Here is a 23,669-nt window from a genome sequence, read left to right on the forward strand (position 1 = left end):
CATGGCTGTCGAGGTGTCCGTCGTCCGAGTCTTCACCGATCCTCAGGGCAGGTTCGGCAACCCCCTCGGGATCGTCGCCGCCGACGCCGTTGCGGAGGGCGACCGGCAGCAGTTCGCCGCTGAACTCGGCTTCAGTGAGACGGTGTTCGTCGAACTCACCGAACCGGGTACAGCGTCGGCAACCATCTACACCCCGGCGGTCGAGCTGCCCTTCGCCGGACACCCCACTGTGGGACTGTCCTGGTGGCTCCGCGAGCACGATCATCCGGTGAGCACCCTCGCCGTTCCCGCTGCGCCGTTGAGCATCCGGTACGACGGCGACGACACCTGGGTTCGCGCCCGCGCCGACTGGGCTCCGGACTTCACGTTCCATCAGGTTCGCGATGCCGCCGAGGTGGCCGCGGACGATCCGAGCGCCTACGTCAGTGGGCACCACTATGTCTGGGCCTGGACCGACGAGAAGGACGGGGCGCTGCGATCGCGCATGTTCGCCCCCATGATGGGTATCGCCGAGGACGAGGCGACCGGTGCCGCCGCCGTCCGGCTCACCGGGGAACTCGGCCGCGGTCTCCGCATCGTGCAGGGAGCAGGCTCGCGGTTGCGCACCACGGTCGACGACGACGGATGGGTGGAACTGGGCGGACACACCGTGACCGACGCGTCGGTCACGGTGTGAGCGGCACGTCCACTTCGATTTCCTCGCCCAGCCGGATGCCCGCAGCCAGTGGGAGTCGGTCGCCGCTCCAGAACTTTCCGGGGTCGAACCAATTGGCCTTCTTGTTGCCGGTGAGCAATCCCATCGAGTCGTATGTCATGGCGACCACCTCCGCGCAATAGGCGGTTTCGAGGGTGGGTCCGTCCTGCTCGTGTTGTCGCCGCAATGTAGGCACCCGCCCCCGGAACCACCGACCGGCGAGCGCGGCCGTGGTGGGAAACGCAGTTCCGTCCATGCGAGCTATCGTGCGCAGCAGCGCATCTTCCTGGTCCTTCGTGACGGTCTCGTCCAATTGCCGCAGCCAGCAAAGCTGTTGGTACTTCGTGGCCCACTGGGTGACGGCCGCGCGCAGATCGTGGAGCTGCACACCGCGCTGAAAGTTACCGGTCCACATGTCCTGCAACGACTTTCCAAGTTCTGCGTGCCACATCAGTGGCGGCAGGTCGTCGATGACGACGGCCATTCCGACGTGATTGACCGGGCTGTTGGTCAGCGCCTGAATTGCACGATCGGCCGTCGACTCTCCGCGGAAGATCCAGATGTCGCCCGTCCTGGTGGCATCGACGGCGGTATCGAGGCTGATTCGAGACGGGTTCATGCCTCTCACCCTAGGTCTTGGCGGATCGGCAACTGCACGTCGTGACGGTACGGTTGCCGAATGAACGTGTGGAAAGCTCTCGGCCTCGCCGGGATGGCCGGTGTCGCGGCTACCGGGGCGCTGGTGGTGCGGTCCGAGCGCAAGCGGCGCGCCTACGCGCCGAACGAAGTACGCGATCAGCTACACCAGCGATTCGCGGCACTCTCGGGTGAGCCGGAACCGACAGCTGCTCCCCCGCTCTCGCGCGGGCAGCAGCTGCGCAACAGGCTCCGGTTCAGCCGAGGGCGCTGAGGATTCGCGCGGCCATCTCTTCGATCTCGGCGTCCGTCATGACGAATGCCGGCGATATCTGCATCGCACCCTGACCGGCGGCGCGGCCCGAAACCCCATGCGCACGCAGTGTTTTGACGAACGGTAGCGCCTCGGCCGGGTCGGCGAGCTGAACTGCGGCAACCGCGCCGATTCCGCTGCGGATTTCCGAGACCCGATCGTGTTCGGCCAGTGGCGCGAGGTGCGTGTGCAGTGCGGCTTCGATGCGCTTGGAGTGCGTCAACAGTTCTTCGCGCTCGATGATGTCGAGGTTGGCCATTGCCGCGGCGGCCGCGCCGGCGTGGCCGCCGTAGGTGTAGCCGTGACGCCACCAGACTCCGCCTGCGAAGAACGGTTCGGCGATCTTCGGTGCGATGAACACGGCACCCATGGGCACGTAGCCCGACGTCAGCCCCTTGGCCGTCGTCATCAGATCGGGTTCGAGCTCGAAACGCGTCGACGCGAACCAGCTACCGCCGATGCGTCCGAACCCGGTGACCACTTCGTCGGCCACGAACAGGACGTCGTTGTCGCGGCAGATCTGCCGAACCTCGCGCAGGTAGCCCTCGGGCGGCAAGTAGATTCCGCCTGCTCCGATCACCGGCTCGCAGAAGAAGGCAGCCACATTCTCGGCACCGACCTCCTCGATCAGCGCGAGCAGTGACTTCGCGTCGTCCCACGAGACCGTCCTGGCGTCGGCCATGAGCTCGCCGTAGTTCTCCTTGTTGACCGGGATGCCGGCCAGCGAGGTGCCTGCGACGTGCATGCCGTGGTATGCCTTCTGCCGACCGACGATCAGCTTCTTGGACGGTTGTCCCATTTCGACCCAGTAGCGGCGTGCGAGCTTCGCGGCGGTGTCGATCGAGTCCGATCCACCCGAGGTGAAGAAGATCTTGCTGCCCGGGACCGGCGCGATGGCGGCGAGGCGATCGGCCAGAGCCAGCGTGGTCTCGGGAACGAAGTCGCCGAAGTTCGAGTAATGGGCAATCGAGCTCAGCTGTGTGGCGACAGCGTCGGCGATCTCCCGACGTCCGTGGCCGACGTTGGTGAACCACAGGCCGGCGGTGGCGTCGAGATACTTCGTGCCCTCGTTGTCGAAGATGTACGCACCCTCGCCTCGCGACACGACGAACGGGCCGCTGGCGGTGACGGCGCCCATGTCGGCGAAGCCGTGCCACAGCGCGGACGAGTGCGTGGTGGAGGTTCGCTCGGCTGCTGGATCCAGGTCGGAAGACATGCGCTACACAGTAGTGGAGTCTTTCTCGATCGAGTTCGCTCCATACCTCCACCGTCCCGCGAGCCGCCCGACGGCATTCACCGCCAGCGCCATCAGCGCGAAGGCGACGGTGAGAACGACAAGCCCGACAGTCAGAGCGAGATATCCCTGACTGCGCGGATCGAGGAACGGGTAGGGATACCAGTCGACGACGGGTCCACGGACCAAGGTGTAGATCCCGTAGATCAGCGGGAACAGCAACCACGTCAGACTGCGCGTCTCGGAGATCTGCCGCCGCGGTGAAGCGAGAATCCAGTCGAGCAGAAGCACCACGGGCATGATGCGATGCACCACGTTGTTGGTCCACGGATCCGCGACGCCCACGTCGATGTTCGCGAGAAGGACCGCGTAGATGATGCCGGTGATCACCATGTACAGCGTCACTGCTCCGCGCAAGAGCTGCCATCCCGGAGACCGCGGATCGATCACGCCGCCCACGATGAGTACGAGCACCGTCAGGACGTTGCTGATCACGGTGAAGTAGCTGAAGTAATTGACCAACGAGAATGTCGGGGAGCCAAGCCCGTTCAGGACGATGGACACGAGCGCCGCGGCGGTGAGGGCCGCGAACAGCACCCGCAGCGTCCTGATCGGTACCGGCGTGCGTGGTTCCGCGGTCGCATCGTGCGACATGCTCATGCGGCGATCCTGGCACAGTCGCGGCCGGCATTCACGAAGGTTGAGTCGATACGGATATCCTGGTGTGAGTATGTCTACCTCGAATCCGTCCGGTCAGCGCAAGTCTCTCGCAACACGTCTGGCAGACGTCACCATCCGCGACGAGAATCGGCTGCGGCGGCGACTGGACAAGGCCCGCACCGACGACGCGTTCGCCGCTCTCGAACGCGATGTCGCTCGCGCCGAAGCCGTGGTCGCCCATCGCAGAGCCGCGGTACCCACGCTCGATTTTCCCGAGTCGCTTCCGGTCAGTCTCCGCAAGGACGACATCTCCGCCGCTATCGCCGAGCATCAGGTCGTGATCGTCGCCGGTGAAACCGGCTCGGGTAAGACCACCCAGATTCCGAAGATCTGCCTCGCACTCGGTCGCGGTATTCGAGGGTCGATCGGTCACACCCAACCGCGCCGGCTCGCCGCTCGTACGGTAGCCGAGCGCATCGCCGAGGAAGTCGGTGAGCCACTGGGGGAATCCATCGGCTACAAGGTGAGATTCACCGATCAGTCGTCGGATTCGACCCTCGTCAAGCTGATGACCGACGGTATTCTCCTGGCCGAGATCCAGCGAGACAGACTGCTTCGCCAGTACGACACCCTCATCATCGACGAGGCCCACGAGCGCAGCCTCAACATCGACTTCATTCTGGGTTACCTCGCGCAGCTACTCCCCCGGCGACCCGATCTCAAGATCATCATCACCTCGGCGACGATCGATCCGGAACGGTTTGCCCAACACTTCGCCCGCGGCGGCGTACCCGCCCCGATCATCGAGGTTTCCGGCCGCACGTTCCCGGTCGAAATGCGGTACAGGCCACTGACCGTCGACGCGGGTGACACCACGATCGACCTCGATCCTGTCGACGCCACCTGCCAGGCAGTCGACGAGTTGATGGCCGAGGGCGACGGCGACATTCTGGTGTTCCTGTCCGGTGAGCGCGAGATCCGCGACACCGCGGACGCATTGAACGACCGCAATCTGCGCAATACCGAAATCGTACCGCTGTACGCGAGACTGTCTGCGGCGGAACAGCATCGGGTGTTCTCACCGCACTCGGGCCGACGCGTGGTGCTCTCGACGAACGTTGCGGAGACATCGTTGACAGTTCCCGGCATTCGCTACGTCGTCGATCCCGGCACGGCTCGAATCTCGCGATACTCGTTGCGCACCAAGGTGCAACGACTACCCATCGAACCGATCTCCCAAGCGTCGGCGCGGCAACGAGCCGGCCGCTGCGGCCGCGTCGCCGACGGCATCTGCATCCGGTTGTATTCGGAGGAAGATTTCGAGTCGCGGCCGCAGTTCACCGAGCCGGAGATCCTGCGCACCAACCTGGCGTCGGTCATTTTGCAGATGACCGCCCTCGGGCTCGGCAAGATCGACGCCTTCCCGTTCGTCGAGCCGCCGGACCCACGCAGCATTCGGGACGGCATCGGCCTACTCGAAGAACTGGGAGCGCTGAAGCCGGCCAGCAAGGACGGCACCGCGGAACTCACCCCCATCGGCCGCGAACTCTCGGCGCTGCCGGTCGATCCACGAATGGCCCGAATGTTGGTCGAGGCCAACGGCAACGGGTCGCTGCGGGACGCGCTGGTGGTGGTGGCGGCCCTGTCGATTCAGGACGTCCGGGAGCGGCCCGCCGAACATCAGCAGGCTGCGGACGAAAAACACGCCCGCTTCGCAGTCGAGAACTCGGACTTCCTGGCCTACGTCAAATTGTGGACCTATCTGCGCGAACAACGTAACGAGCTGTCGTCCAACCAGTTCCGGCGCATGTGCCGCACCGAGTTTCTGCACTACCTGCGCATTCGCGAGTGGCAGGATCTACACGGCCAACTCCGTCAGATCACCCGTGGCCTCGGCTGGACGGTGCCCGATGCCGACTCCACCGAGACTGCTCTGCACCAATCACTGCTGTCAGGCCTGCTCTCCCACGTCGGACTCAGAGAGGGCGACAAGCGCGAGTTCCTGGGCGCACGCGGAGCGCACTTCGCGATCTTTCCCGGGTCCGGGCTGTTCAAGAAGCCTCCGCGGTGGGTCATGGCCGCCGAACTGGTGGAGACCGGACGTCTGTGGGGCCGGATGGCCGCTCGCATCGAACCCGAATGGGCCGAGCGGCTCGCACCGCACCTGGTCAAGCGGACGTACTCGGAACCGCACTGGTCCATCAAGCGCGAATCCGCGATGGCGTACGAGCGGGTGACGCTGTACGGCATTCCGTTGGTCACGCAGCGACCGGTGAACTATCACCGCATCGACGCCGAGGCGTCACGGGAGTTGTTCATCAGACACGCATTGGTGGAGGGCGAATGGAAGACCCAGCATGCGTTCTTCCACAAGAACCGGGCTCTACTGGACGACGTCGGTGAACTCGAACACCGTGCTCGGCGACGCGACATCGTCGTCGACGACGACGCACTGTTCGACTTCTACGATGCGCGTATCGCCCCGGAAGCGGTGTCGGCGCGACACTTCGACACGTGGTGGAAAAAGGCCCGTCGGCAGGACCCGTCCCTGCTGGACTTCACGACGGACACAGTCGTCAACTCCGACGCGGCCTCGGTGCTCACCGGCGCGTATCCCGACGCGTGGCGACAGGGTGAGATCCAGTTTCCGCTGACCTACCAGTTCGAGCCGGGTACGGCCGCCGACGGGGTCACCGCACGAATTCCGATAGCGCTGCTCGCTCAGGTTCAGCCGGTGGGGTTCGATTGGCTGGTTCCGGGGATGCGCGCGGAGTTGGTGACGGCACTGATCAAGTCGCTCCCGAAAGCTCTGCGCCGCAACGTTGTTCCTGCCCCCGATTTCGCCGCCGCGGCGCTGGCGGTCATGAGACCTCGCGCGGAGACTCTGGTGACGGCATTGGCACGCGAGCTGTCGCGGGCTGCACAGTGCCACATCACCGCGAAGGACTTCGACACCGCGGCGCTGCCCGACCACCTGAGAATGACCTTCGCGGCCGTCGACCCGACCGGAAAGGTGTTGGGTAGCAACAAAGATCTGACCGTTCTGCGCACCAGTCTGTCCGGCGAAGTCGGTCGTCAGGTTGCGAGCGCAGTCGGCGACGCGGAGCGCGCACCGACTCTCGCGTGGACCTCGGGCACTCTGGGCCGACTGGAGTCGACCGTTACCCGTGATGTCGGCGGACAGAAGGTCACCGGGTACCCGGCGTTGGTGCCCGAAGGACCGGGCGTTGCGGTTCGAGTCCTGAGCACCCCCGCCCAACAGCGAGCAGCGATGCGCTCCGGAACGCGGACGTTACTGTTGTCGACGGCACCGAAAGGTACTAAAGCGCTGCTGGCCGGTCTCCCGACTGCCGAACGCCTTGCCCTCGGCCAGAATCCGTACGGCGGTGTCGACGCGCTCCTCGAGGAATGCCGAGTTCTCGCGGTCGAGGAAGCAATGGACGCGCACGGTGGACCTGTTCGAGATCCGGAGGCTTTCGAGAAACTTCGAGCATCGGTCAATGCCGAGGTTCCACAGCGCACCGCCGCGGTACTGGCCCTCGTACGCCCCGTATTGACTGCAGCTCTTGCCGTATCGGGGCAATTGCATACGGCATCGGGTGAGCCTGCCGAGGACGTGCGCGAGCAGCTCGAAGGATTGGTCTTTCGGGGCTTCGTCACCGAATTCGGTTCTCGCAGACTGGCAGATCTGCCCCGATACCTCGGTGCGGCGACCAAGAGATTGGCCACGCTTCCGAGCAGCGCGGGCCGTGATGCCGCTGCGATGGACGTACTCGACCGCGTCTACGCCTCGTACGGACGGCTGCTGGATTCGCTTCCGGAAAGCCGAAAGAACAGCGCGGGCGTGCAGGAGCTGTTCTGGATGATCGAAGAATTGCGGGTTGGGCTGTTTGCGCAAGGAATTCGGACTGCGTATCCGGTATCGGAGAAACGCGTCGAGAAAGCGATCTCCGATCAAGCGCGCTGACGCGCTGGCCATCACAGGCGCGCTCACGCTTGGGGCCGTCAGTCGATGTCGGCAGACTCTCGGTGCTTGCGCAGCTCGTGTATTTCCTTCTCGAAATCCTCAGCAGAGCTGAACGAGCGATATACGGACGCAAATCGCAGATACGCGACTTCATCGAGGTCGCGCAGTGGACCGAGAATGGCCAACCCCACCTCGTTGCTGGGAATTTCGGCGGAACCGGCGGCGCGGATGGCGTCTTCCACCTGCTGAGCCAACAGATTCAATGCGTCGTTGTCGACATCTCTGCCCTGGCAGGCCCTGCGCACCCCCTTGACGACCTTCTCACGACTGAACGGTTCGGTGACCCCGCTGCGCTTCACGACTGCGAGCACTGCGGCCTCGACGGTCGTGAATCGACGACCGCATTCCGGGCAGGAACGACGACGCCGAATTGCTTGCCCCTCGTCCATTTCACGCGAGTCGACCACGCGTGAGTCGGGATGCCTGCAGAACGGGCAATGCATGAAGGAGCCTCCGTCGTAGCCGATGCGCCGACGTCGAACATGCGTGTCGGAGCAGTCAGTCGAGGATACTCAGTCACCGGCGTGCGCGATGGGGCCGGTGGTCATCTGCCGGGCGCGTACTGGACTACAGCTCCGTCGTGAACCTCGACCACGCCGGCCGGCTGCACCCCTGCGTCGGCTGACGCGGCTCGTAGGTTCGCAATGCCGATCAAACCACCGGCAACGACGACGACGGCAAGCACCCACAGCATCGACGATCGCATCCGGACCGGCTGACCGGCGAAGTGCGCCGAGGTCTCGTCGAATTCTCGATCGGCGGCCTCGCGGTCGGTGACGTCGGTCCAGGACGGATCCAGAACCGGCATGCACGGAGTCGCCAGCGCACCGCGCGTCTCGATGGAACTCCGCAGCGCGGGACGAGCACGGCGACGACGCTCGACGACGGTGGACCGGGCACGGACACCTGCGGTGGTAGGGCGATCGGTGATGATGGTCATCGGAACCTCGTCTTCGCTCGTTGGATCGATTCTTCGATCAGGCGTTCGATGGACGCTTGTTCGAAGTTCTATCACGCGCCTCCGACAAAGTCTGCAGAAAACGCGACACGAGTCGAACAGATGTTTGATTCAACAGCTGATACACGCTAGATTCGTGTCAGAAACCACACGCCACACGAGTCGACACCATCAACTCCAGTCCGCGCAGACCGAACCACGCAGACCGGATCCAGGACATCAGCAGGAGGCCGACAGCATGAAGGACCAGACCTCGACGAGGTCGACCACGGGTTCCAAGACGACGGGTTCCAAGACGACCACTTCCGCGCCCGCGAAGGCTGCTGCGGGGAAGCCTGCCGCGGAACCGACGCCCAAGGCCATGGAAGTCGGCACCGACATCAGCGCCGGCCTGACGGAGCGACAGCGAAAGGTACTCGAAGTCATCCGAGCTTCGGTGACCGAGCGCGGCTACCCGCCCAGCATTCGCGAGATCGGCGACGCCGTCGGCCTGACGTCGACCTCGTCCGTTGCCCATCAGTTGCGCACTCTGGAGCGGAAGGGATTCCTGCGGCGCGACGCCAATCGACCGCGCGCGGTCGACGTTCGCGGCCTCGACGAGGTGCAGGCAGACCAAGCTGCCGCTGCGGTCGACGGTTCGTCCGAGGAACAGGACCGCCTGCCCACTCCCACGTTCGTGCCGGTTCTGGGACGAATCGCTGCCGGTGGACCGATCCTGGCCGAAGAAGCCGTCGAGGATGTCTTTCCGCTCCCCCGCGAGTTGGTCGGTCAGGGTTCGCTGTTCCTGCTCAAGGTCGTCGGAGAGTCGATGATCGATGCGGCGATCTGTGACGGTGACTGGGTCGTGGTCCGTCAGCAGTCCGTGGCCGACAACGGAGACATCGTGGCCGCGATGATCGACGGCGAAGCGACCGTCAAGACGTTCAAGCGGTCCAAGGGCGAGGTGTGGCTGCTGCCGCACAACCCGCTGTTCGAGCCGATCCCGGGTAACAACGCTGCCATCCTCGGCAAGGTCGTCACCGTGATGCGCAAGCTGTAGTAATCGTCACCGAAGTGACACGCAGAGGGCCGCAGCACAGTGTGCTGCGGCCCTCTGCGTTCTTCGGATCAGCGGATCACAGATTCAATCCTCGGCCGATGATCTCCTTCATGATTTCGGTGGTGCCGCCGTAGATGGTCTGCACACGAGAATCCATGTACGCCTTGGCGATCGGGTATTCCTTCATGTAGCCATAGCCGCCGTGCAGCTGCAGGCACCGGTCGATCAGCTTGACCTGATTTTCGGTGGTCCACCATTTCGCCATCGCGGCTTCCTGGACGGTCAGCTTGTCTGCGTTGAGCAGTTCGATGAACTTGTCCACCATGATGCGGGTGGCAGTGGTTTCGGTTGCCAACTCCGCCAACACGAATCGGGTGTTCTGGAACTTGCCGATCGACTTGCCGAAGGCCTTGCGATCGCGGCAGTACTGGATGGTCATGTCCAACGCCGATTCCATGGCAGCAGCGGCGACAACAGCGATCGAGAGCCGTTCCTGAGGAAGATTCTGCATGAGGTAGATGAAACCCATGCCTTCTTCGCCGAGCAGGTTGGCCGCGGGCACGCGAACGTCGGTGAAGCTGAGCTCGGCTGTGTCCTGGGCCTTCATGCCGATCTTGTCGAGGTTCCGGCCACGCTCGAAACCGGGCATGTCGCGCTCGACGACCAGCAGGCTGAAGCCCTGGGCGCCCTTCTCGGGGTCGGTGCAGGCCACGACGATGATCAGATCGGCGTTGATTCCGTTGGTGATGAACGTCTTCGAGCCGTTCAGGACCCAGTCGTCGCCGTCGCGAACAGCCTTGGTCTTGATGCCCTGCAGGTCGCTTCCGGTACCCGGCTCGGTCATGGCGATCGCGGTGATCAGCTCACCCGAACAGAACCCGGGGAGCCAACGCTGCTTCTGCTCGTCGTTCGCCAGCTCGATCAGGTACGGCGCGACGACGTCGTTGTGCAGGGTGAAGCCGATACCGCTGTAGCCGCCGCGAGTGGTTTCCTCGGTGACGATGGCGTTGTACCGAAAGTCCTTGACGCCGCCGCCGCCGAACTCCTCCGGTGCGGCAGTTCCGAGGAAGCCCTGCTTACCGGCCTCGACCCAGACGCCGCGGTCGACGATGTTCTGCTCTTCCCACTTCGCATGATTGGGGGCTACGTGCTGTTCGAGAAACTTCCGGTACGACTCCCGGAACAGCTCGTGCTCGGGCTCGAAAAGTGTGCGTTCCACGCAGATCTCCTTGTTCGGTGCGCACCGTCGTCGACCGCGAGAAGGGGTGTCACAGAGCGGTCGTCGGTGCGACTGACGTCACCACCCCACAGTACGTTCGGGGTGCAGCCGAGGTCGATGACCAAAACGTGCGCGATCCGTGACCGCTAAGTCCGCCGGTGAGCGGTGCTTTTCGCGAGCGCCGAGACGATCGGATAGCCGACCAGGATGCCGAGCGAACCCCACGCGATACCGCCGAGTTCGACCGAGCCGACCGACAGCGTGAGGTCGCCTATGCCAGCAACGAGCGCCGCGGCGACGACGATCAGGTTGACCGGATCGGCGAAGTCCACCTTCGCGTCGGTCCAGATGCGCACGCCCAGTAGCCCGATGAGTCCGTACAGAACCAAGGTCGCTCCCCCGATGACGCCGTCGGGGACGGTGAAGATCAGGGCCCCGAACTTGGGCGAGAATGCCAGCACTATCGCGGTGATGGCCGCCACCCAGTACGCGGCCGTCGAATAAACGCGGGTGGCGGCCATGACCCCGATGTTCTCTGCGTACGTGGTGGTGCCCGAGCCACCGGCGGCTCCGGCCAGGGTGGTGGCCAACCCGTCGGCGATCAGCGCGTCACCGGCTACGTCGTCGAGGTTCTTGCCGGTCATCGCCGCGACTGCCTTGACGTGTCCGACGTTCTCGGCCACCAGGACGATCACCACCGGCAACGCCACCAGGATCACCGACAGCTCGAACGACGGTCCACGGAACTCGGGCAGACCGATCCAGCTCGCGGCGCTCAGCGCGTCGAGTCGGGGTTGCGCGATCCCGCCGGTGACGGCGGCGAAGACCCAGCCCACGACGACACCGAGCAGAATCCCGAGCCGGCCCAGCAGTCCCGGTCCTACGGCCGTGGCCAGCAGAATGGCAACCAGCGTCACTGCGGCGATCAAGGGCTGCGCCTCGAACGATGTTGTGGCGGCCGGGGCCAGATTGAGCCCGATCAACACGACCACCGCACCGGTCACCACCGGCGGCATCGCGGCGTCGAGTACCCGCCGACCGGCGAATTTGACCACGAAGCCGATGGCCGCCAGCACGACACCTACGCACAGGACGGCACCGAGCTGCGCGGCCGGGCCGTTGGCCTGGGTGGCACCCAGCGGTGCCAGGAATGCGAAGGACGACCCCAGATAGCTGGGCACCCGCCCTCTGGTGATGAGCAGGAACAGCACCGTTCCGATGCCCGAGAACAACAGAGTCGTCGAGACCGGGAAGCCGGTGATCGTCGGAACGAGCAGTGTTGCACCGAACATCGCGACGACGTGCTGCATCCCGATGCCGATGGTGCGCGGCCACGACAACCGCTCGTCCGGTGCCACCACCGCCCCGGCCTCGACGGTCTTTCCGTTTCCGTGCAGCGTCCAACCCAGATTTCTCATGATGGCGAAAAGACTATTGGGTCAGCCGAGGATCGCGCTCACTGCCTCACGGGCGGCGGCAGTGCTGTCGGTCTTCAGGGCAGCCGCGGCTGCGGCCCGGCACTGTTCGAGCGTGACCGTGGCGAGCTTGGAACCCACATGCGCGACGGCGGCCGATGCTGCAGACAGGGAGGTGATGCCGAGTCCGACCAACACACAGGCCAGTAGCGGATCGGCAGCGGCCTCGCCGCAGACGCCGACCGGCTTTCCGGCCTTGGCTCCTGCGGCAGCGGTGTGCGCCACCAGGGCCAGCACCGCCGGCTGCCACGGATCGGTCAGACCGGCGAGCTGAGCAGACATCCGGTCGGCGGCCATCGTGTACTGGGCCAGGTCGTTGGTGCCGATGGACAGAAAATCCACATGCTCGAGGATGTGTTCTGCGAGCAGGGCAGCAGCAGGCACCTCGATCATGACGCCCGGCGTGAGCCCGCGCTCACGGACGTCGGCGGCGAAGTCCTTCGCTTCCTGCGCGGTCGCGATCATCGGAGCCATGACCCACGGAGACGAGTCGGTTGCCTTCGCGGCGGCTGCGATCCCGTCGAGCTGTCGGTACAGAATGCCGCGATCGGCCTCGGCGATGCGAATGCCACGAATGCCCAGGGCCGGGTTGGCCTCGTCGGGATGGGTGGCGAACCTCAGCGGCTTGTCCGAACCGGCGTCGAGGGTGCGCACGACGACCTTCTTGCCCGCGAATGCGTCGAGCACCTGGCCGTAGATCTCGGCCTGCTCGTCGACAGTGGGTTCGGAATCGCGGTCCAGGAAGCACAGTTCGGTGCGGAACAGACCGACTCCGTCCGCTGCGCTCGATCGCGCTGCCCGCGCACCCGCGCCGTCCTGAACGTTGGCGAGGATGTCGACCTCATGGCCGTCGGCGGTGGTACCGGGACCGACCCACTGGGACACTCGGTCGAGCTCGTCGCGGGCGGAGACCACGGCAGCGCGCGCCGAGTCGGCGTCGGGTTCGAGGTCGATGCGGCCGCTGGTTCCGTCGACGGATGCGTTCGTACCTGCGGCGATGTCGTCGAGGCCGGCCACGGCGACGATGCACGGGATGCCGAGCTGGCGGGCGATGATCGCGGTGTGGCTGGTCGGACCTCCGAGCGAGGTCGCCAGTCCGACGATCAGGGTGGGGTCGAGGCCTGCGGTGTCGGCCGGCGCAAGGTCGTCGGCGAACAGGATCGACGGTTCGGCCGGTACGGGAACACCGGGCTCAGGAACACCCAGGATCTCGGCGATGACGCGGTCGCGGATGTCGCGTAGATCCGTCACTCGCTCGGCCATCAGGCCACCGAGCTGCGTGAACATGGCAGCGAACTTCTCGGTGGCTGCAGCGGTTGCGGTGACGGCAGAACTGCCCTTGGCGATCGAGGCGCGAGCGGCACCGAGCCATCCGCGGTCGGTGGCCATCGCGGCGTTGGCCGACAGAACCTCCGAAGCGGCTCCCGTCGCCAGCTCCGCGCGTCCGCGCAATCGAGTGGCGACGGCATTCGCCGCGGCATCGAACACCGCCTTCTCGGACTCCCGATCGGCCTCGGCCACCTCGCCGGTATCGGCGGGGATGGACGGACGGGCACCGGGACGAATGACGGGACCGTATCCGACACCGGGCACGACGGGTGTCCCACGCAGTGTCGTCTGCGCTGCTCCGGTTCCGGTTCCGGCAGCATCGACTGTCGTGTCTGCGTGTCCGGTCGAAGCGGTGCTAACCGATCCCGTCATGTGGTCCTCCTCGGATCCTGCGTGAACAAAAGGTCTTCTTACTGTTCGGCGAGCTGTGGCGCACTCAATTGCTCACCTGTGTTGTGACCGAGATTACTCCAAAGCCTTGACATGTCAACACACACGGGCGTAAAACAACATAAAGCAACATCGACCGGGAAGGAGACGCAGGTGTACGCCGAAGAACGACAGCACGCGATTGCCGAACTGATCAGTACGCACGGCCGCGTCTCCGTCAACGATCTTTCTGCCACGTACGGCGTCACCACCGAGACCGTGCGGCGCGACCTCGCCACTCTCGACCGAATGGGAGTCGTCCGTCGCGTCCACGGTGGAGCTGTACCCGCATCCGCACTGACCACACTCGAGCCCGGCGTCTCCGAGCGAGAATTCACTCGCGCAGACCAGAAGGACGCAATCGCAGCTGCGGCGTTGTCCTTCCTGCCGCCGGTGGGTGGCAGCGCGGTGTTCGACGCCGGCACCACCACGGGCCGGCTGGCAGGACTGCTTCCACACGATCGCGAACTGACATTGGTGACCAACTCGGTACCGATCGCCGCTCGAGCTGCCACCATGCCGAGCATCAATCTTCGGTTGCTCGGCGGACGCGTACGCGGAACCACTCAGGCGGCCGTCGGCGACGAAGCTCTGCGGGCCCTCGAATGGCTACGGGTGGACGTCGCGTTCATCGGCACCAACGCCATCAGCGTCGGGCACGGATTGTCCACGCCGGACAGCGACGAGGCAGCAGTCAAGCGCGCGATGGTCGACGCGGCAAATCATGTCGTCGTACTGGCAGATTCGTCGAAGATCGGCCGCGAGCACCTGGTGAGCTTTGCCCGAGTGGAATCCATCGACGTCATAGTCACCGACAGCGACATCTCGACCGACGACCGTAAGAATCTCAGCGACAAAGGAATCGAGGTGGTGATCGCATGATGGTCACTCTCACGGCCAACCCGAGCATCGACCGCACGGTCACACTCGACGCACCGCTCGTGCGCGGCGGCGTACACCGGGCATCGACCTCGGCCACCGACCCGGGAGGCAAGGGCGTCAACGTCGCTCGTGTCCTCGGCGGATCCGGAGTCGAGGCGTTGGCCGTTCTCCCGGCCAACGTCGGCGACCCGCTGCTCGGCGCGATGGCCGCGAAAGGAGTGCACTACTCGGCAGTTCCGACGTCGGGGCTGGCCCGAACCAACATCACGGTCAGCGAGATCGGTGGTACCACCACCAAGATCAACGAGCCGGGCGCGACGGTATCGGAACAGACCCGCGCCGAACTGCGCGAGCGGATCCTCACTCTCGCAGCGGATGCCGAATGGGTCGTCCTGTCGGGCTCTCTTCCGCCCGGCCTGCCTGTCGACTGGTACGCCGAGCTCGTCGTTGCACTGCGGGCCACCTCTGCGAAGGTCGCCGTCGACACCTCCGACGAGCCGCTCCTTGCTCTCGCAGCGGCCTTCCCGGCATCTGCTCCGGACTTGATGAAACCGAATTCCGAGGAACTTGCCCAACTGACCGGCTACGATTCGGAGGAGCTGGAAAGTGCTGCAGCACAGGGTGACCCCACTGCCGCAATCGCCGCCAGCACAATTCTTCTCGGCCGAGGCGTCGGCGCGGTACTTGCCACGCTCGGCAGCGCCGGAGCCGTACTGGTCACCGAGGACGGATCGTGGTACGCCAGCCCGCCCCCGATCACCGCGGTCAGCACGGTCGGTGCAGGCGATTCCTCGCTCGCCGGCTACATCCTCGCCGATGCCGAGAACTGCTCCGACGCAGACAAACTCCGCCGAGCCGTCGCCTACGGAACGGCAGCCACCGCACTACCAGGCACCACGCTCCCATTGCCCGAGCAGACCCACCCGAATTCGGTGACGGTTCGCGCGCTCGATATCCCCACCTCCGTCACCCCGTCCACGCTCTCCCCTTCTTCGAACCGTCTCTAGGAGTCCGCAATGTCCACCCCCACCGAAGATCAGCCGATCATCGCCGAGGATCTGATCCTCCTCGACGCAGATCTCGGCGAATCCAAAGCTGCCGTTATCGAACGCCTCGCAGGCGTTCTCGCCTCCGCGGGTCGCGCAACCGACACCGATGCTCTGCGCGACGCGGCACTTGCTCGCGAAGCACAGTCGGCAACCGGCTTGCCCGGCGGCATCGCCATCCCGCACTGCCGCTCCGAGGCGGTCACTTCGGCTTCGCTCGGATTCGCCCGACTGAATCCCAAGGTCGATTTCGGTGCGCCCGACGGCCCCGCAGACCTCGTCTTCCTCATCGCGGCACCGGCCGGTGCCGGTTCGGCGCACATGAAGCTGCTCTCCAGCCTGGCCCGAGCACTGGTGAAGCCGGAGTTCGTCACTTCACTGCGCAACGCGTCCTCGGCCGCCGAGATCGTCACGCTCGTCGACGGTGTCATCAACCCGGCTGCCAAGCCTGCTGCAGCCACTGCCGCCGCTGCTCCGGTCGACACCGCGAAGCACAGTGCACCCGAGGCAACCCCCGCGACGACAACCACCTCCGCGCCCAAGCACATCGTCGCGGTCACCGCCTGCCCCACCGGAATTGCGCACACCTACATGGCTGCCGACTCACTCGTCGCAGCGGGCGAGCGCGCCGGAGTCACCGTTCACGTCGAGACCCAGGGCTCGAGCGGCAGCACGCCGCTGGATCCTTCGATCATTGCCGGTGCCGAAGCAGTCATCTTCGCCACCGACGTGGGCGTCAAGGGCCGCGAGCGTTTCGCCGGCAAGCCCGTGATCTCCTCGGGCGTCAAGCGCGCCATCAACGAACCCGACGTCATGCTCACCGAAGCCCTGCGCGCTGCACTGAACCCGGACGCAGCTCGCGTCGGCGGTACCGCAGTGGCTGCCGGCTCGAACGACTCCGCAGGTGAACTCGGCTGGGGCACCCGGATCCGCCAGATCCTGCTGACCGGCGTCAGCTACATGATTCCGTTCGTCGCCGCCGGCGGTCTGCTGATCGCTCTCGGCTTCCTACTCGGCGGATACGAGATCTCCGGCGTGGCCGAAGACATCGTCGTCAACAACTCGATCACCGCACTTCCCGACGGCGGATTGACGACTTACCTCGGTGCCGTGCTCTTCCAGATCGGCGCACTCTCGTTCAGCTTCCTGGTCCCCGCGCTGGCCGGCTACATCTCCTACGCGATTGCCGACAGACCAGGTCTGGCTCCAGGCTTCACTGCAGGTGCCGTCGCCGTTCTGGTGGGCGCAGGCTTCATCGGCGGTCTCGTCGGTGGTCTGATCGCCGGCTTCGTCGCACTGTGGATCAGCAAGTGGAAGATCCCCGCGGTGCTGCGTGGCCTCATGCCGGTCGTCATCATTCCGCTGTTCGCCACCCTCATCGTCGGCGCGATCATGTTCCTGCTGCTCGGCAAGCCACTCGCCGCGATCACCAGTGGACTGACCGACTGGCTCAACGGACTCAGCGGCTCGTCGGTCATCATCCTCGGCATCATTCTCGGCCTGATGATGTGCTTCGACCTCGGCGGACCGGTCAACAAGGCTGCATACGCCTTCGCGACGGCGGGCCTGTCGGTCACCGACACCGCATCTCTGCGCATCATGGCTGCTGTCATGGCCGCAGGAATGGTGCCGCCGCTGGCCATGGCACTCGCTTCGACCGTTCGCTCGCGTCTGTTCACCGAGGCCGAGCGTGAGAACGGCAAGGCTGCCTGGTTCCTCGGCGCAGCATTCATCTCCGAGGGCGCAATTCCGTTCGCTGCGGCCGACCCGTTCCGCGTCATCCCCTCGATGATGGCCGGTGGCGCAGTCACCGGTGCCATGATCATGGCATTCAACGTCACCCTCAGCGCGCCCCACGGCGGAATCTTCGTGTTCTTCGCCATCGGGAACATCCTGTGGTTCATCGTGTCTCTGGCCGTCGGAACCATTGTCTCGGCGTTCCTGGTCGTCTCGGCCAAGCAATTCGTCAAGGGCAAGAACGCCCCGACCGAGGCCGAACTCGATCCGGCACTCGCCACCGTCTGACACTCGCTACGATCGCAACGAACCCACTACGAAGGAGCAGCACATGCCCAGCACCACAGTCGCCGTCGGATCCTCGATCGGTCTGCACGCTCGTCCCGCAGCACTGATCGCCGACGCCGTCGCCGAAGCAGGCGTGGACGTCACCCTCGCAGTGGCCGACTCGGAGCCGGTGGACGCAGGTTCGGCCCTGATGATCATGACGCTCGGAGCCACCAAGGGCACCGAAGTCACCGTCACCAGTGACGACCAGGCAGCACTCGACAAGGTGGTCGCACTCGTCGAAGCAGATTTGGACGCCTGAAGCCCAGCTTTCGATGAAGCGCAGCGTCTAACGAGTGCGCATCGATCGCCGGACGGTGAATCCCACCGCTCCGGCGATCAGCACCACACCGGCAGCGACGGCCGCTCGGAATTCCCATTCCGAGTCCGTCGCTGTCGGCGTCTCCGAGGGCTGATCTGCGCTCGGTGTCGGCGATACCGACTCCGGCGCTGCGGGTTCGGGGGCAGAGAGCTCGAGGGACTGTGCATCCGGAAGTCGACGAATGGGTGGAAGGATCCCGTCGGTGGGACCGAAACCGGCCTCCGATGCCAGGAGCAGGCTTCCATCGTCCAGGAACGCCAGTGCCTCACCCTGCGGTTGATCGGGTAACGCCACCACCGCACGCGGCGCGTCCGGGTCGACCAACGCCGACGCGATGTCGCCGCCGGACGGACGAAACAGGTACGCATCGGTGTACGTGCGCACCGCGGCAACGGTGCCGTCGGCGCTCACCGCTCCCCCGGTGGCCAGAATCGATCCGACCACGAACGGCGGGCCGCCGACAGTACCGGTAGCGGAGAACGCCATGTCACCTACCTTGCGGAGGGCCGTCGGTCCCGGACTGCTGAGTTCGGTGACTGATTCATCTCCGGTCGGTACGTACACCCCGCTGACGCCCGAGACTTCCTTGGTGACGATCACCGGTCGACCGCCGGGTTCGATCAGCACCGTCTCGGCGTCGTGCGCGCCGTCGGGATACGTGAGCCGGTGCAGTTCACCGGCGCCCGTCTTCGGGTCCATTCGCGTCAATGCCACTGTGTCACGCCGCATTTGGTTATCGCCGATGTCGGCCAACCACAGCGCACCGTCGTACGCGGTCAGGTCCTCGACGTCGTACGGGTCGACGGGCACGTCGACCCACCGTTCTACAGCACAGGTCGTGTCGAGCACCGCGACCCGATCGTCGGCCCCACTGTCTCCGATCGCGTACAGGACACCGTCGATCGACGTCATCCCGGACAATTCCGCGAGACCGGGATCAGTTGGCAGACAGTATGTTTCCGCATCGATCGGTACGGCGAACGCCGTTCCGGAGAACGCGGTGGCGGTGGCGACCACAGACGCGGCAACGCCACGCACCACCAGCCGTGGCCCCATCGACGTCAGGCGCTGGGGACGATAGCCGTGAACTCGACGAGCGCAGCTGCCAGCGACTGCGGCACCCGAGCTTCGACGCGAGTGCCGTCCTCCTCGTGCGTGGACTGCACGATTCGACCATCGGTGTGGATCCTCGCGACCAGATCACCGCGGGTGTACGGCACGAGGACGTCCACCAGCACGTCGGGCTCGGACAGGATGTCGCCGAGGTGATCGCGCAATGCGTCGATGCCCTCACCGGTCTTCGCCGAAACGAACCGTGCGCCGTCGAGCAGCCCCCGCAACTGCGTGAGCTGCACCGGGTCGGCAGCGTCGATCTTGTTGACCACCAACAATTCCGGCGGCATCTTCGCATCCTGCTCGCGAACCACGTCGGTGATCACTTCACGGACGGCCTTGATCTGATCGAGCGGGAGCGGATCGGAGCCGTCGACGACGTGCAGCAGTAGATCGGCGTCGGTGACCTCCTCGAGCGTCGAGCGGAAAGCCTCGACCAACTGAGTCGGGAGATGCCGAACGAAGCCGACGGTATCGGTCAGCACGATCGCCCGGCCGTCCTCGAGCGTCGACTTACGCGTCGTGGGATCGAGGGTGGCGAACAGCGCATTCTGAACCAGCACACCAGAACCGGTCAACGCGTTCAGCAGACTCGACTTTCCCGCGTTGGTGTAACCGACGATCGCGATGGACGGCACCGTGCCGCTCAGTCGCTGTTCCCGTTTGGTGTCTCGGGCCTGTTTCATTCCCTTGATCTCGCGGCGCAGCTTGGCCATCCGCTCACGGATGCGTCGGCGGTCGGTTTCGATCTTCGTTTCACCCGGTCCACGCAGACCGACGCCGCCGTTGCTGCCCGCGCGTCCACCGGCCTGACGCGACATCGACTCGCCCCAGCCGCGAAGCCTGGGCAACATGTACTCCATCTGAGCGAAAGCGACCTGCGCCTTGCCCTCTCGCGACGTCGCATGCTGCGCGAAGATGTCGAGGATCAGCGCGGTGCGGTCGATGACCTTGACCTTGACGACCTTCTCCAGCGCGTTGAGCTGGGCGGGGGTCAGTTCGCCGTCGCAGATCACCGTGTCGGCTCCGGTCGCGAGCACGATGTCGCGGACCTCTTTTGCCTTACCGGAACCGATGTAGGTCGCAGCATCGGGCTTGTCGCGCCGTTGCATCAACGCTTCGAGAACCTCCGAGCCTGCCGTCTCGGCCAGCGCCGCCAGTTCGGTCATGCTGGACTCCGCCTGCGCAGCCGTACCTGTGGTCCACACTCCGACCAGCACGACGCGTTCGAGGCGCAGCTGTCGGTACTCGACCTCGGTGACGTCGGTGAGCTCGGTGGACAGTCCGGCGACTCGTCGTAGCGCGGTGCGTTCTTCGAGCTGCATGTCACCCGAGGACGGGGAGTCCTCGTCGTTGAGTGGAGATCGGGCCAGCCGCCTCGACCACGCGTCGGACTCCTCGCGGGTCCATGCAGATGCAGTGTCGGGTGAACCGTCGGCATTCTGGTCGACCGGTTCGCCCGCAGATGATGTTTCATGTGAGTTCGTCATACATCACCCATGATCCACGAAAATCCCAGCGCATGCACGCGGGTTTCGGCTCCGCCCGCGCAGAGGCCCGAGCAGTCGTCAATTCTGGGCCGCGAACCATCGGTCGTCGATCTCGCCGCGGGCGAGCAGGACCGAGGGCCCACGGAGGGTGGCACCGACATGATCGATGTTCACGCGAACCCGCCCACCGAGTACACCGACGCTCACCTCACCGGTCTCGAGGCCCTCGTACGACAGTGCGGCTGCGGCTGCGGCCACCGTGCCGGTGCCACAGGACCGCGTCTCGCCGACGCCACGCTCGAACACCCGCATCTCGACGCCGCCGTCGTCCAGCCTGGTCAGCAGCTCCACGTTCGCACCGCGGGGAAAGAACTCGGCGTCCAGGGTCGGCGGTACGGACAAGTCGAGCGCGCCGAGCGCCGCACGGGTCAGCGTGCCGTCGACGCAGGCCAGATGCGGGTTGCCGACGTCTATCCCGACGCCCTCGTACGCGCCACCCGCAATGGTCACCGAGCTCGAGCCCATCAGCGTGACATCACCCATCGCGACGGTGACATCGGCATCGGTGTCGTCGAACGAGTGCACCGTCACCGCGCGCGCACCGGCCCGCGAACCCACCACGAACTGATCGCGATGTTCGAGGTCGTGCACGCGCAGGTAGTGGGCGAACACGCGAACGCCGTTGCCGCACATCTCGGCTATCGTGCCGTCGCCGTTGCGATAGTCCATGAACCAGTCGTCCGGCTCGACACCCGTCGGAAGTCGATCGAGCACGCCTGCATCTCGGAGCACACCGGCCCGGGCGACGCGCAGAATGCCGTCGGCACCGATGCCCTGGCGCCGATCGCACAACACCGCGACTGCCGACCTGGTGAGTTCGAGCTCGGCTGACGGATCCGGCAGTACGACGAAGTCGTTCTGCGTTCCGTGGCCTTTGGCGAATTCCATGGTCTCGAGTCTACGGGGGGTCGATGATTCCCAGGGCGTCCGAGGTCAAGGTGGGCGACGCACCGTCGAGCCAGCGCACCCGGTCGTCTCGGCGGAACCAGGAACGCTGCCGTCGCACGTAACGCCTGGTGCCGATGAACGTGCGCTCGCGGGCATGCTCGATGTCGTACGCCCCCGCCAGTACGTCGAGAGCCTGCGCGTACCCGATCGCCCGCGACGCCGTGACCCCTTCTCGCAATCCGAGCCCGAGCAGGCCTTCCACCTCGTCGAGCAGTCCGGTGTCGAACATCAGCCGGGTTCGGGTATCGATTCGCTCGTCCAGTTCAGCAGTGTCGCGATCGATTCCCAATATGATTGTGCCCCAACGTGGTTCACCGATCTTCGGGGCCGATGCCGCGAACGGTCGCCCGGTCAGCTCCACTACTTCCAGCGCGCGGACCATGCGACGACCGTCGGTGGGCAGAATCGACGAGGCGGCCTCGGGATCGGCCGCCGTCAACGCGCGATGAATCTCGTCGACCCCGTCGCGCTCGAGCACGTCTTCCCACTTCGCGCGGACGACCGGATCCGTGGCCGGGAAGGCCCACTCGTCGAGCAGTGACTGCACGTACATCATCGATCCGCCGACGATGATCGGTCGCCGACCTCTGGATCGGATGTCCTCGACATCCGAGACGGCAGCACCCTGGTAGCGCGCAACGGTCGCGAAATCTGTGACCTCGAGCACATCCAACTGGTGGTGCGGTATGCCGCGACGGTCCGACAACGGCAGCTTCGCGGTCCCGATCTCCATCCCCCGGTACTGCTGCATCGCGTCGATGTTGACGATCTCGCCGCCGAGCGTCTCGGCCAGATCGAGAGCCAGATCGGACTTGCCCGTGGCCGTCGGCCCGATCACTGCGATCGGGGTCGTGGCCGGATCGTACGAGTCGTGTTCGTCAGGCACAGGACCACGTTCCGACGTAGTACCCGACACCGAAGGGAGCCAGGCGATACAGCTCGGTAGCCGTGACGGTGTCCGAGCCGACTGCGGCCGCCAGTACCTGCCATGCCGCCCGTCCGGTTACGCCGACCGCCGCGCACAGTTCCACATCGAGGTTCGCCAGCACATCGACGTCGGCCGCGGCGAGGGCATCGTCGATCCTCTGCTGAATCGCGTCGGCCCGCTCGTCGAACGAGCCCGGCGCCTTCGCAGTCAGCGTGTTCGCGCCGTCTGCCAGCACCAGAATGCCCCAGCTCTCGGAGGACGCGTCGAGTTCGCGCCGCAGCTCCGCGCCGAATATCGCGCACCACTGGGCGCTCGCGTCGGCGGGGACCGTCCGGACCTCGACCGCAGAGTCGGGCTCGGTCGTTCCGCGCAACCAACCGGCGATCAGGACGGACAACGGCAGTTCCGGGTCCGGCGGAGTCGGCGACGGCCGATCGGACAGTTGCACCACGACGTCGACGCCGAAGCCGCGAAACGTACCGATTGCGGTCGCGTCGTACGTTCCTTCGGTGTGATCTACACCGATCGCCATCCACCGGTCGACTGTCGACGTCAGCTGCGTCACCGCGGCGACCGCGGCGGCACGAAGATCGGCTGTCTCGGCAGCACTGCAGCCCGTCAGTTCGGGGACGAGCAACGGTGGGGAGGGCACCAGGGCCGCGGCACGAAACACGAACACCACGCTAGTCGGTGGCGCGACTTGGCCCGACGAGTCCACCTCGAGTCGTCTGAGCTGTTTCAATGGTCCGATCGGTCGTCACCTAGTTCAATGGTGTCCAGATCGCGAGTGAAGGCAGCCGTGA

General features: G+C 65.3%; 21 protein-coding genes. 8 read left to right on the plus strand and 13 right to left on the minus strand.

Going from position 1 to position 23,669, the window contains the following annotated elements; all coding sequences use genetic code 11:
• The first annotated feature begins 1 nt into the window (after position 1).
• Positions 2–676: a PhzF family phenazine biosynthesis protein gene (locus tag O4220_RS07850; protein ID WP_269603099.1), complete on the plus strand. Its 675-nt coding sequence runs from the start codon at positions 2–4 to the stop codon at positions 674–676.
• Here O4220_RS07850 and O4220_RS07855 read toward each other — a convergent pair.
• Positions 666–1,313: a hypothetical protein gene (locus O4220_RS07855; protein WP_269603100.1), complete on the minus strand. Its 648-nt coding sequence runs from the start codon at positions 1,311–1,313 to the stop codon at positions 666–668. The genes O4220_RS07850 and O4220_RS07855 overlap by 11 nt on opposite strands.
• A 60-nt stretch (positions 1,314–1,373) precedes the next feature.
• Here O4220_RS07855 and O4220_RS07860 point away from each other — a divergent pair, with 60 nt between their 5' ends.
• Positions 1,374–1,604: a hypothetical protein gene (locus O4220_RS07860; RefSeq protein WP_269603101.1), complete on the plus strand. Its 231-nt coding sequence runs from the start codon at positions 1,374–1,376 to the stop codon at positions 1,602–1,604.
• Here O4220_RS07860 and O4220_RS07865 read toward each other — a convergent pair.
• Both O4220_RS07865 and O4220_RS07870 read right to left on the minus strand, forming a co-directional pair.
• Complete coding sequence (locus O4220_RS07865; protein ID WP_269603102.1) at positions 1,588–2,859, minus strand: aspartate aminotransferase family protein; 1,272 nt, start codon at positions 2,857–2,859, stop codon at positions 1,588–1,590. The two genes, O4220_RS07860 and O4220_RS07865, sit on opposite strands and share 17 nt — an antisense overlap.
• Positions 2,860–2,862: 3 nt before the next feature.
• Positions 2,863–3,531 carry a Pr6Pr family membrane protein gene (locus tag O4220_RS07870; protein WP_269603574.1) on the minus strand — a complete coding sequence of 223 codons (669 nt, stop codon included), beginning with the start codon at positions 3,529–3,531 and terminating at the stop codon, positions 2,863–2,865.
• Positions 3,532–3,607: 76 nt separating this feature from the next.
• On the opposite strand from O4220_RS07870, the gene hrpA reads away from it, so the two are divergent.
• The gene (gene hrpA, locus O4220_RS07875) at positions 3,608–7,504 is read left to right on the plus strand and encodes an ATP-dependent RNA helicase HrpA (RefSeq protein WP_269603103.1); all 3,897 of its coding nucleotides are present in this window, start codon (positions 3,608–3,610) and stop codon (positions 7,502–7,504) included.
• Positions 7,505–7,542: 38 nt separating this feature from the next.
• Here hrpA and nrdR read toward each other — a convergent pair whose 3' ends face one another.
• On the minus strand, positions 7,543–8,007 hold the full coding sequence (gene nrdR / locus O4220_RS07880) for a transcriptional regulator NrdR (protein WP_008716872.1): 465 nt from the start codon (positions 8,005–8,007) through the stop codon (positions 7,543–7,545).
• A gap of 101 nt (positions 8,008–8,108) precedes the next feature.
• Entirely contained in the window at positions 8,109–8,504 is a 396-nt protein-coding gene (locus tag O4220_RS07885; protein WP_269603104.1) for a hypothetical protein, read from the minus strand.
• Positions 8,505–8,883: 379 nt separating this feature from the next.
• Between O4220_RS07885 and lexA the strand changes: the two genes are divergently transcribed.
• Positions 8,884–9,561: a transcriptional repressor LexA gene (gene lexA, locus O4220_RS07890; protein ID WP_032377716.1), complete on the plus strand. Its 678-nt coding sequence runs from the start codon at positions 8,884–8,886 to the stop codon at positions 9,559–9,561.
• A 76-nt stretch (positions 9,562–9,637) separates the two neighbouring features.
• On the opposite strand, the gene O4220_RS07895 is transcribed toward lexA, so the two are convergent.
• From O4220_RS07895 to ptsP, 3 genes are all read right to left on the minus strand, one after another.
• On the minus strand, positions 9,638–10,780 hold the full coding sequence (locus tag O4220_RS07895) for an acyl-CoA dehydrogenase family protein (protein WP_269603105.1): 1,143 nt from the start codon (positions 10,778–10,780) through the stop codon (positions 9,638–9,640).
• Between the two features lie 146 nt (positions 10,781–10,926).
• Positions 10,927–12,198: a uracil-xanthine permease family protein gene (locus O4220_RS07900; protein WP_269603106.1), complete on the minus strand. Its 1,272-nt coding sequence runs from the start codon at positions 12,196–12,198 to the stop codon at positions 10,927–10,929.
• A gap of 21 nt (positions 12,199–12,219) precedes the next feature.
• A complete protein-coding gene (gene ptsP / locus O4220_RS07905) occupies positions 12,220–13,956 on the minus strand; it encodes a phosphoenolpyruvate--protein phosphotransferase (RefSeq protein WP_269603107.1) in 1,737 nt (578 codons plus the stop codon).
• Between the two features lie 171 nt (positions 13,957–14,127).
• Between ptsP and O4220_RS07910 the strand changes: the two genes are divergently transcribed.
• From O4220_RS07910 to O4220_RS07925, 4 genes are read left to right on the plus strand one after another with little or no spacing between them, the layout of a single operon-like run.
• Entirely contained in the window at positions 14,128–14,895 is a 768-nt protein-coding gene (locus O4220_RS07910; protein WP_269603108.1) for a DeoR/GlpR family DNA-binding transcription regulator, read from the plus strand.
• On the plus strand, positions 14,892–15,902 hold the full coding sequence (locus O4220_RS07915) for a 1-phosphofructokinase family hexose kinase (protein WP_269603109.1): 1,011 nt from the start codon (positions 14,892–14,894) through the stop codon (positions 15,900–15,902). Before O4220_RS07910 ends, O4220_RS07915 begins: the two co-directional genes overlap by 4 nt.
• 9 nt (positions 15,903–15,911) lie before the next feature.
• Complete coding sequence (locus tag O4220_RS07920) at positions 15,912–17,966, plus strand: PTS fructose transporter subunit IIABC (protein ID WP_269603110.1); 2,055 nt, start codon at positions 15,912–15,914, stop codon at positions 17,964–17,966.
• A gap of 43 nt (positions 17,967–18,009) precedes the next feature.
• A complete protein-coding gene (locus O4220_RS07925; RefSeq protein WP_032377711.1) occupies positions 18,010–18,267 on the plus strand; it encodes an HPr family phosphocarrier protein in 258 nt (85 codons plus the stop codon).
• A gap of 27 nt (positions 18,268–18,294) precedes the next feature.
• Here O4220_RS07925 and O4220_RS07930 read toward each other — a convergent pair whose 3' ends face one another.
• The 5 genes from O4220_RS07930 to O4220_RS07950 all read right to left on the minus strand — a co-directional run bounded on the left by O4220_RS07930 (position 18,295) and on the right by O4220_RS07950 (position 23,539).
• Complete coding sequence (locus tag O4220_RS07930; protein ID WP_269603111.1) at positions 18,295–19,383, minus strand: hypothetical protein; 1,089 nt, start codon at positions 19,381–19,383, stop codon at positions 18,295–18,297.
• A 5-nt stretch (positions 19,384–19,388) separates the two neighbouring features.
• Positions 19,389–20,930, minus strand: a complete 1,542-nt coding sequence (gene hflX / locus O4220_RS07935; RefSeq protein ID WP_420030337.1) for a GTPase HflX — start codon at positions 20,928–20,930, stop codon at positions 19,389–19,391.
• Between the two features lie 78 nt (positions 20,931–21,008).
• Positions 21,009–21,878 (minus strand): diaminopimelate epimerase, encoded by an 870-nt coding sequence (gene dapF, locus O4220_RS07940; RefSeq protein WP_269603112.1) that lies wholly within the window; start codon positions 21,876–21,878, stop codon positions 21,009–21,011.
• A gap of 10 nt (positions 21,879–21,888) precedes the next feature.
• Complete coding sequence (miaA, locus tag O4220_RS07945; RefSeq protein WP_269603113.1) at positions 21,889–22,824, minus strand: tRNA (adenosine(37)-N6)-dimethylallyltransferase MiaA; 936 nt, start codon at positions 22,822–22,824, stop codon at positions 21,889–21,891.
• On the minus strand, positions 22,817–23,539 hold the full coding sequence (locus O4220_RS07950; RefSeq protein WP_269603114.1) for a hypothetical protein: 723 nt from the start codon (positions 23,537–23,539) through the stop codon (positions 22,817–22,819). The genes miaA and O4220_RS07950 overlap by 8 nt, the downstream gene beginning before the upstream one ends.
• Positions 23,540–23,669: the final 130 nt, after the last annotated feature.

The organism is Rhodococcus ruber, from assembly GCF_027270735.1.
Taxonomy (GTDB): domain Bacteria; phylum Actinomycetota; class Actinomycetes; order Mycobacteriales; family Mycobacteriaceae; genus Rhodococcoides; species Rhodococcoides rubrum_A.

Coding starts and splice junctions, on each gene's coding strand:
- O4220_RS07850 (WP_269603099.1), top strand. CDS start 2: ATGGCTGTCGAGGTGTCCGTCGTCCGAGTCTTCACCGATCCTCAGGGC.
- O4220_RS07855 (WP_269603100.1), bottom strand. CDS start 1,313: ATGAACCCGTCTCGAATCAGCCTCGATACCGCCGTCGATGCCACCAGG.
- O4220_RS07860 (WP_269603101.1), top strand. CDS start 1,374: ATGAACGTGTGGAAAGCTCTCGGCCTCGCCGGGATGGCCGGTGTCGCG.
- O4220_RS07865 (WP_269603102.1), bottom strand. CDS start 2,859: ATGTCTTCCGACCTGGATCCAGCAGCCGAGCGAACCTCCACCACGCAC.
- O4220_RS07870 (WP_269603574.1), bottom strand. CDS start 3,531: ATGTCGCACGATGCGACCGCGGAACCACGCACGCCGGTACCGATCAGG.
- hrpA (WP_269603103.1), top strand. CDS start 3,608: ATGTCTACCTCGAATCCGTCCGGTCAGCGCAAGTCTCTCGCAACACGT.
- nrdR (WP_008716872.1), bottom strand. CDS start 8,007: ATGCATTGCCCGTTCTGCAGGCATCCCGACTCACGCGTGGTCGACTCG.
- O4220_RS07885 (WP_269603104.1), bottom strand. CDS start 8,504: ATGACCATCATCACCGATCGCCCTACCACCGCAGGTGTCCGTGCCCGG.
- lexA (WP_032377716.1), top strand. CDS start 8,884: ATGGAAGTCGGCACCGACATCAGCGCCGGCCTGACGGAGCGACAGCGA.
- O4220_RS07900 (WP_269603106.1), bottom strand. CDS start 12,198: ATGAGAAATCTGGGTTGGACGCTGCACGGAAACGGAAAGACCGTCGAG.
- ptsP (WP_269603107.1), bottom strand. CDS start 13,956: ATGACGGGATCGGTTAGCACCGCTTCGACCGGACACGCAGACACGACA.
- O4220_RS07915 (WP_269603109.1), top strand. CDS start 14,892: ATGATGGTCACTCTCACGGCCAACCCGAGCATCGACCGCACGGTCACA.
- O4220_RS07920 (WP_269603110.1), top strand. CDS start 15,912: ATGTCCACCCCCACCGAAGATCAGCCGATCATCGCCGAGGATCTGATC.
- O4220_RS07925 (WP_032377711.1), top strand. CDS start 18,010: ATGCCCAGCACCACAGTCGCCGTCGGATCCTCGATCGGTCTGCACGCT.
- O4220_RS07930 (WP_269603111.1), bottom strand. CDS start 19,383: ATGGGGCCACGGCTGGTGGTGCGTGGCGTTGCCGCGTCTGTGGTCGCC.
- hflX (WP_420030337.1), bottom strand. CDS start 20,930: ATGACGAACTCACATGAAACATCATCTGCGGGCGAACCGGTCGACCAG.
- dapF (WP_269603112.1), bottom strand. CDS start 21,878: ATGGAATTCGCCAAAGGCCACGGAACGCAGAACGACTTCGTCGTACTG.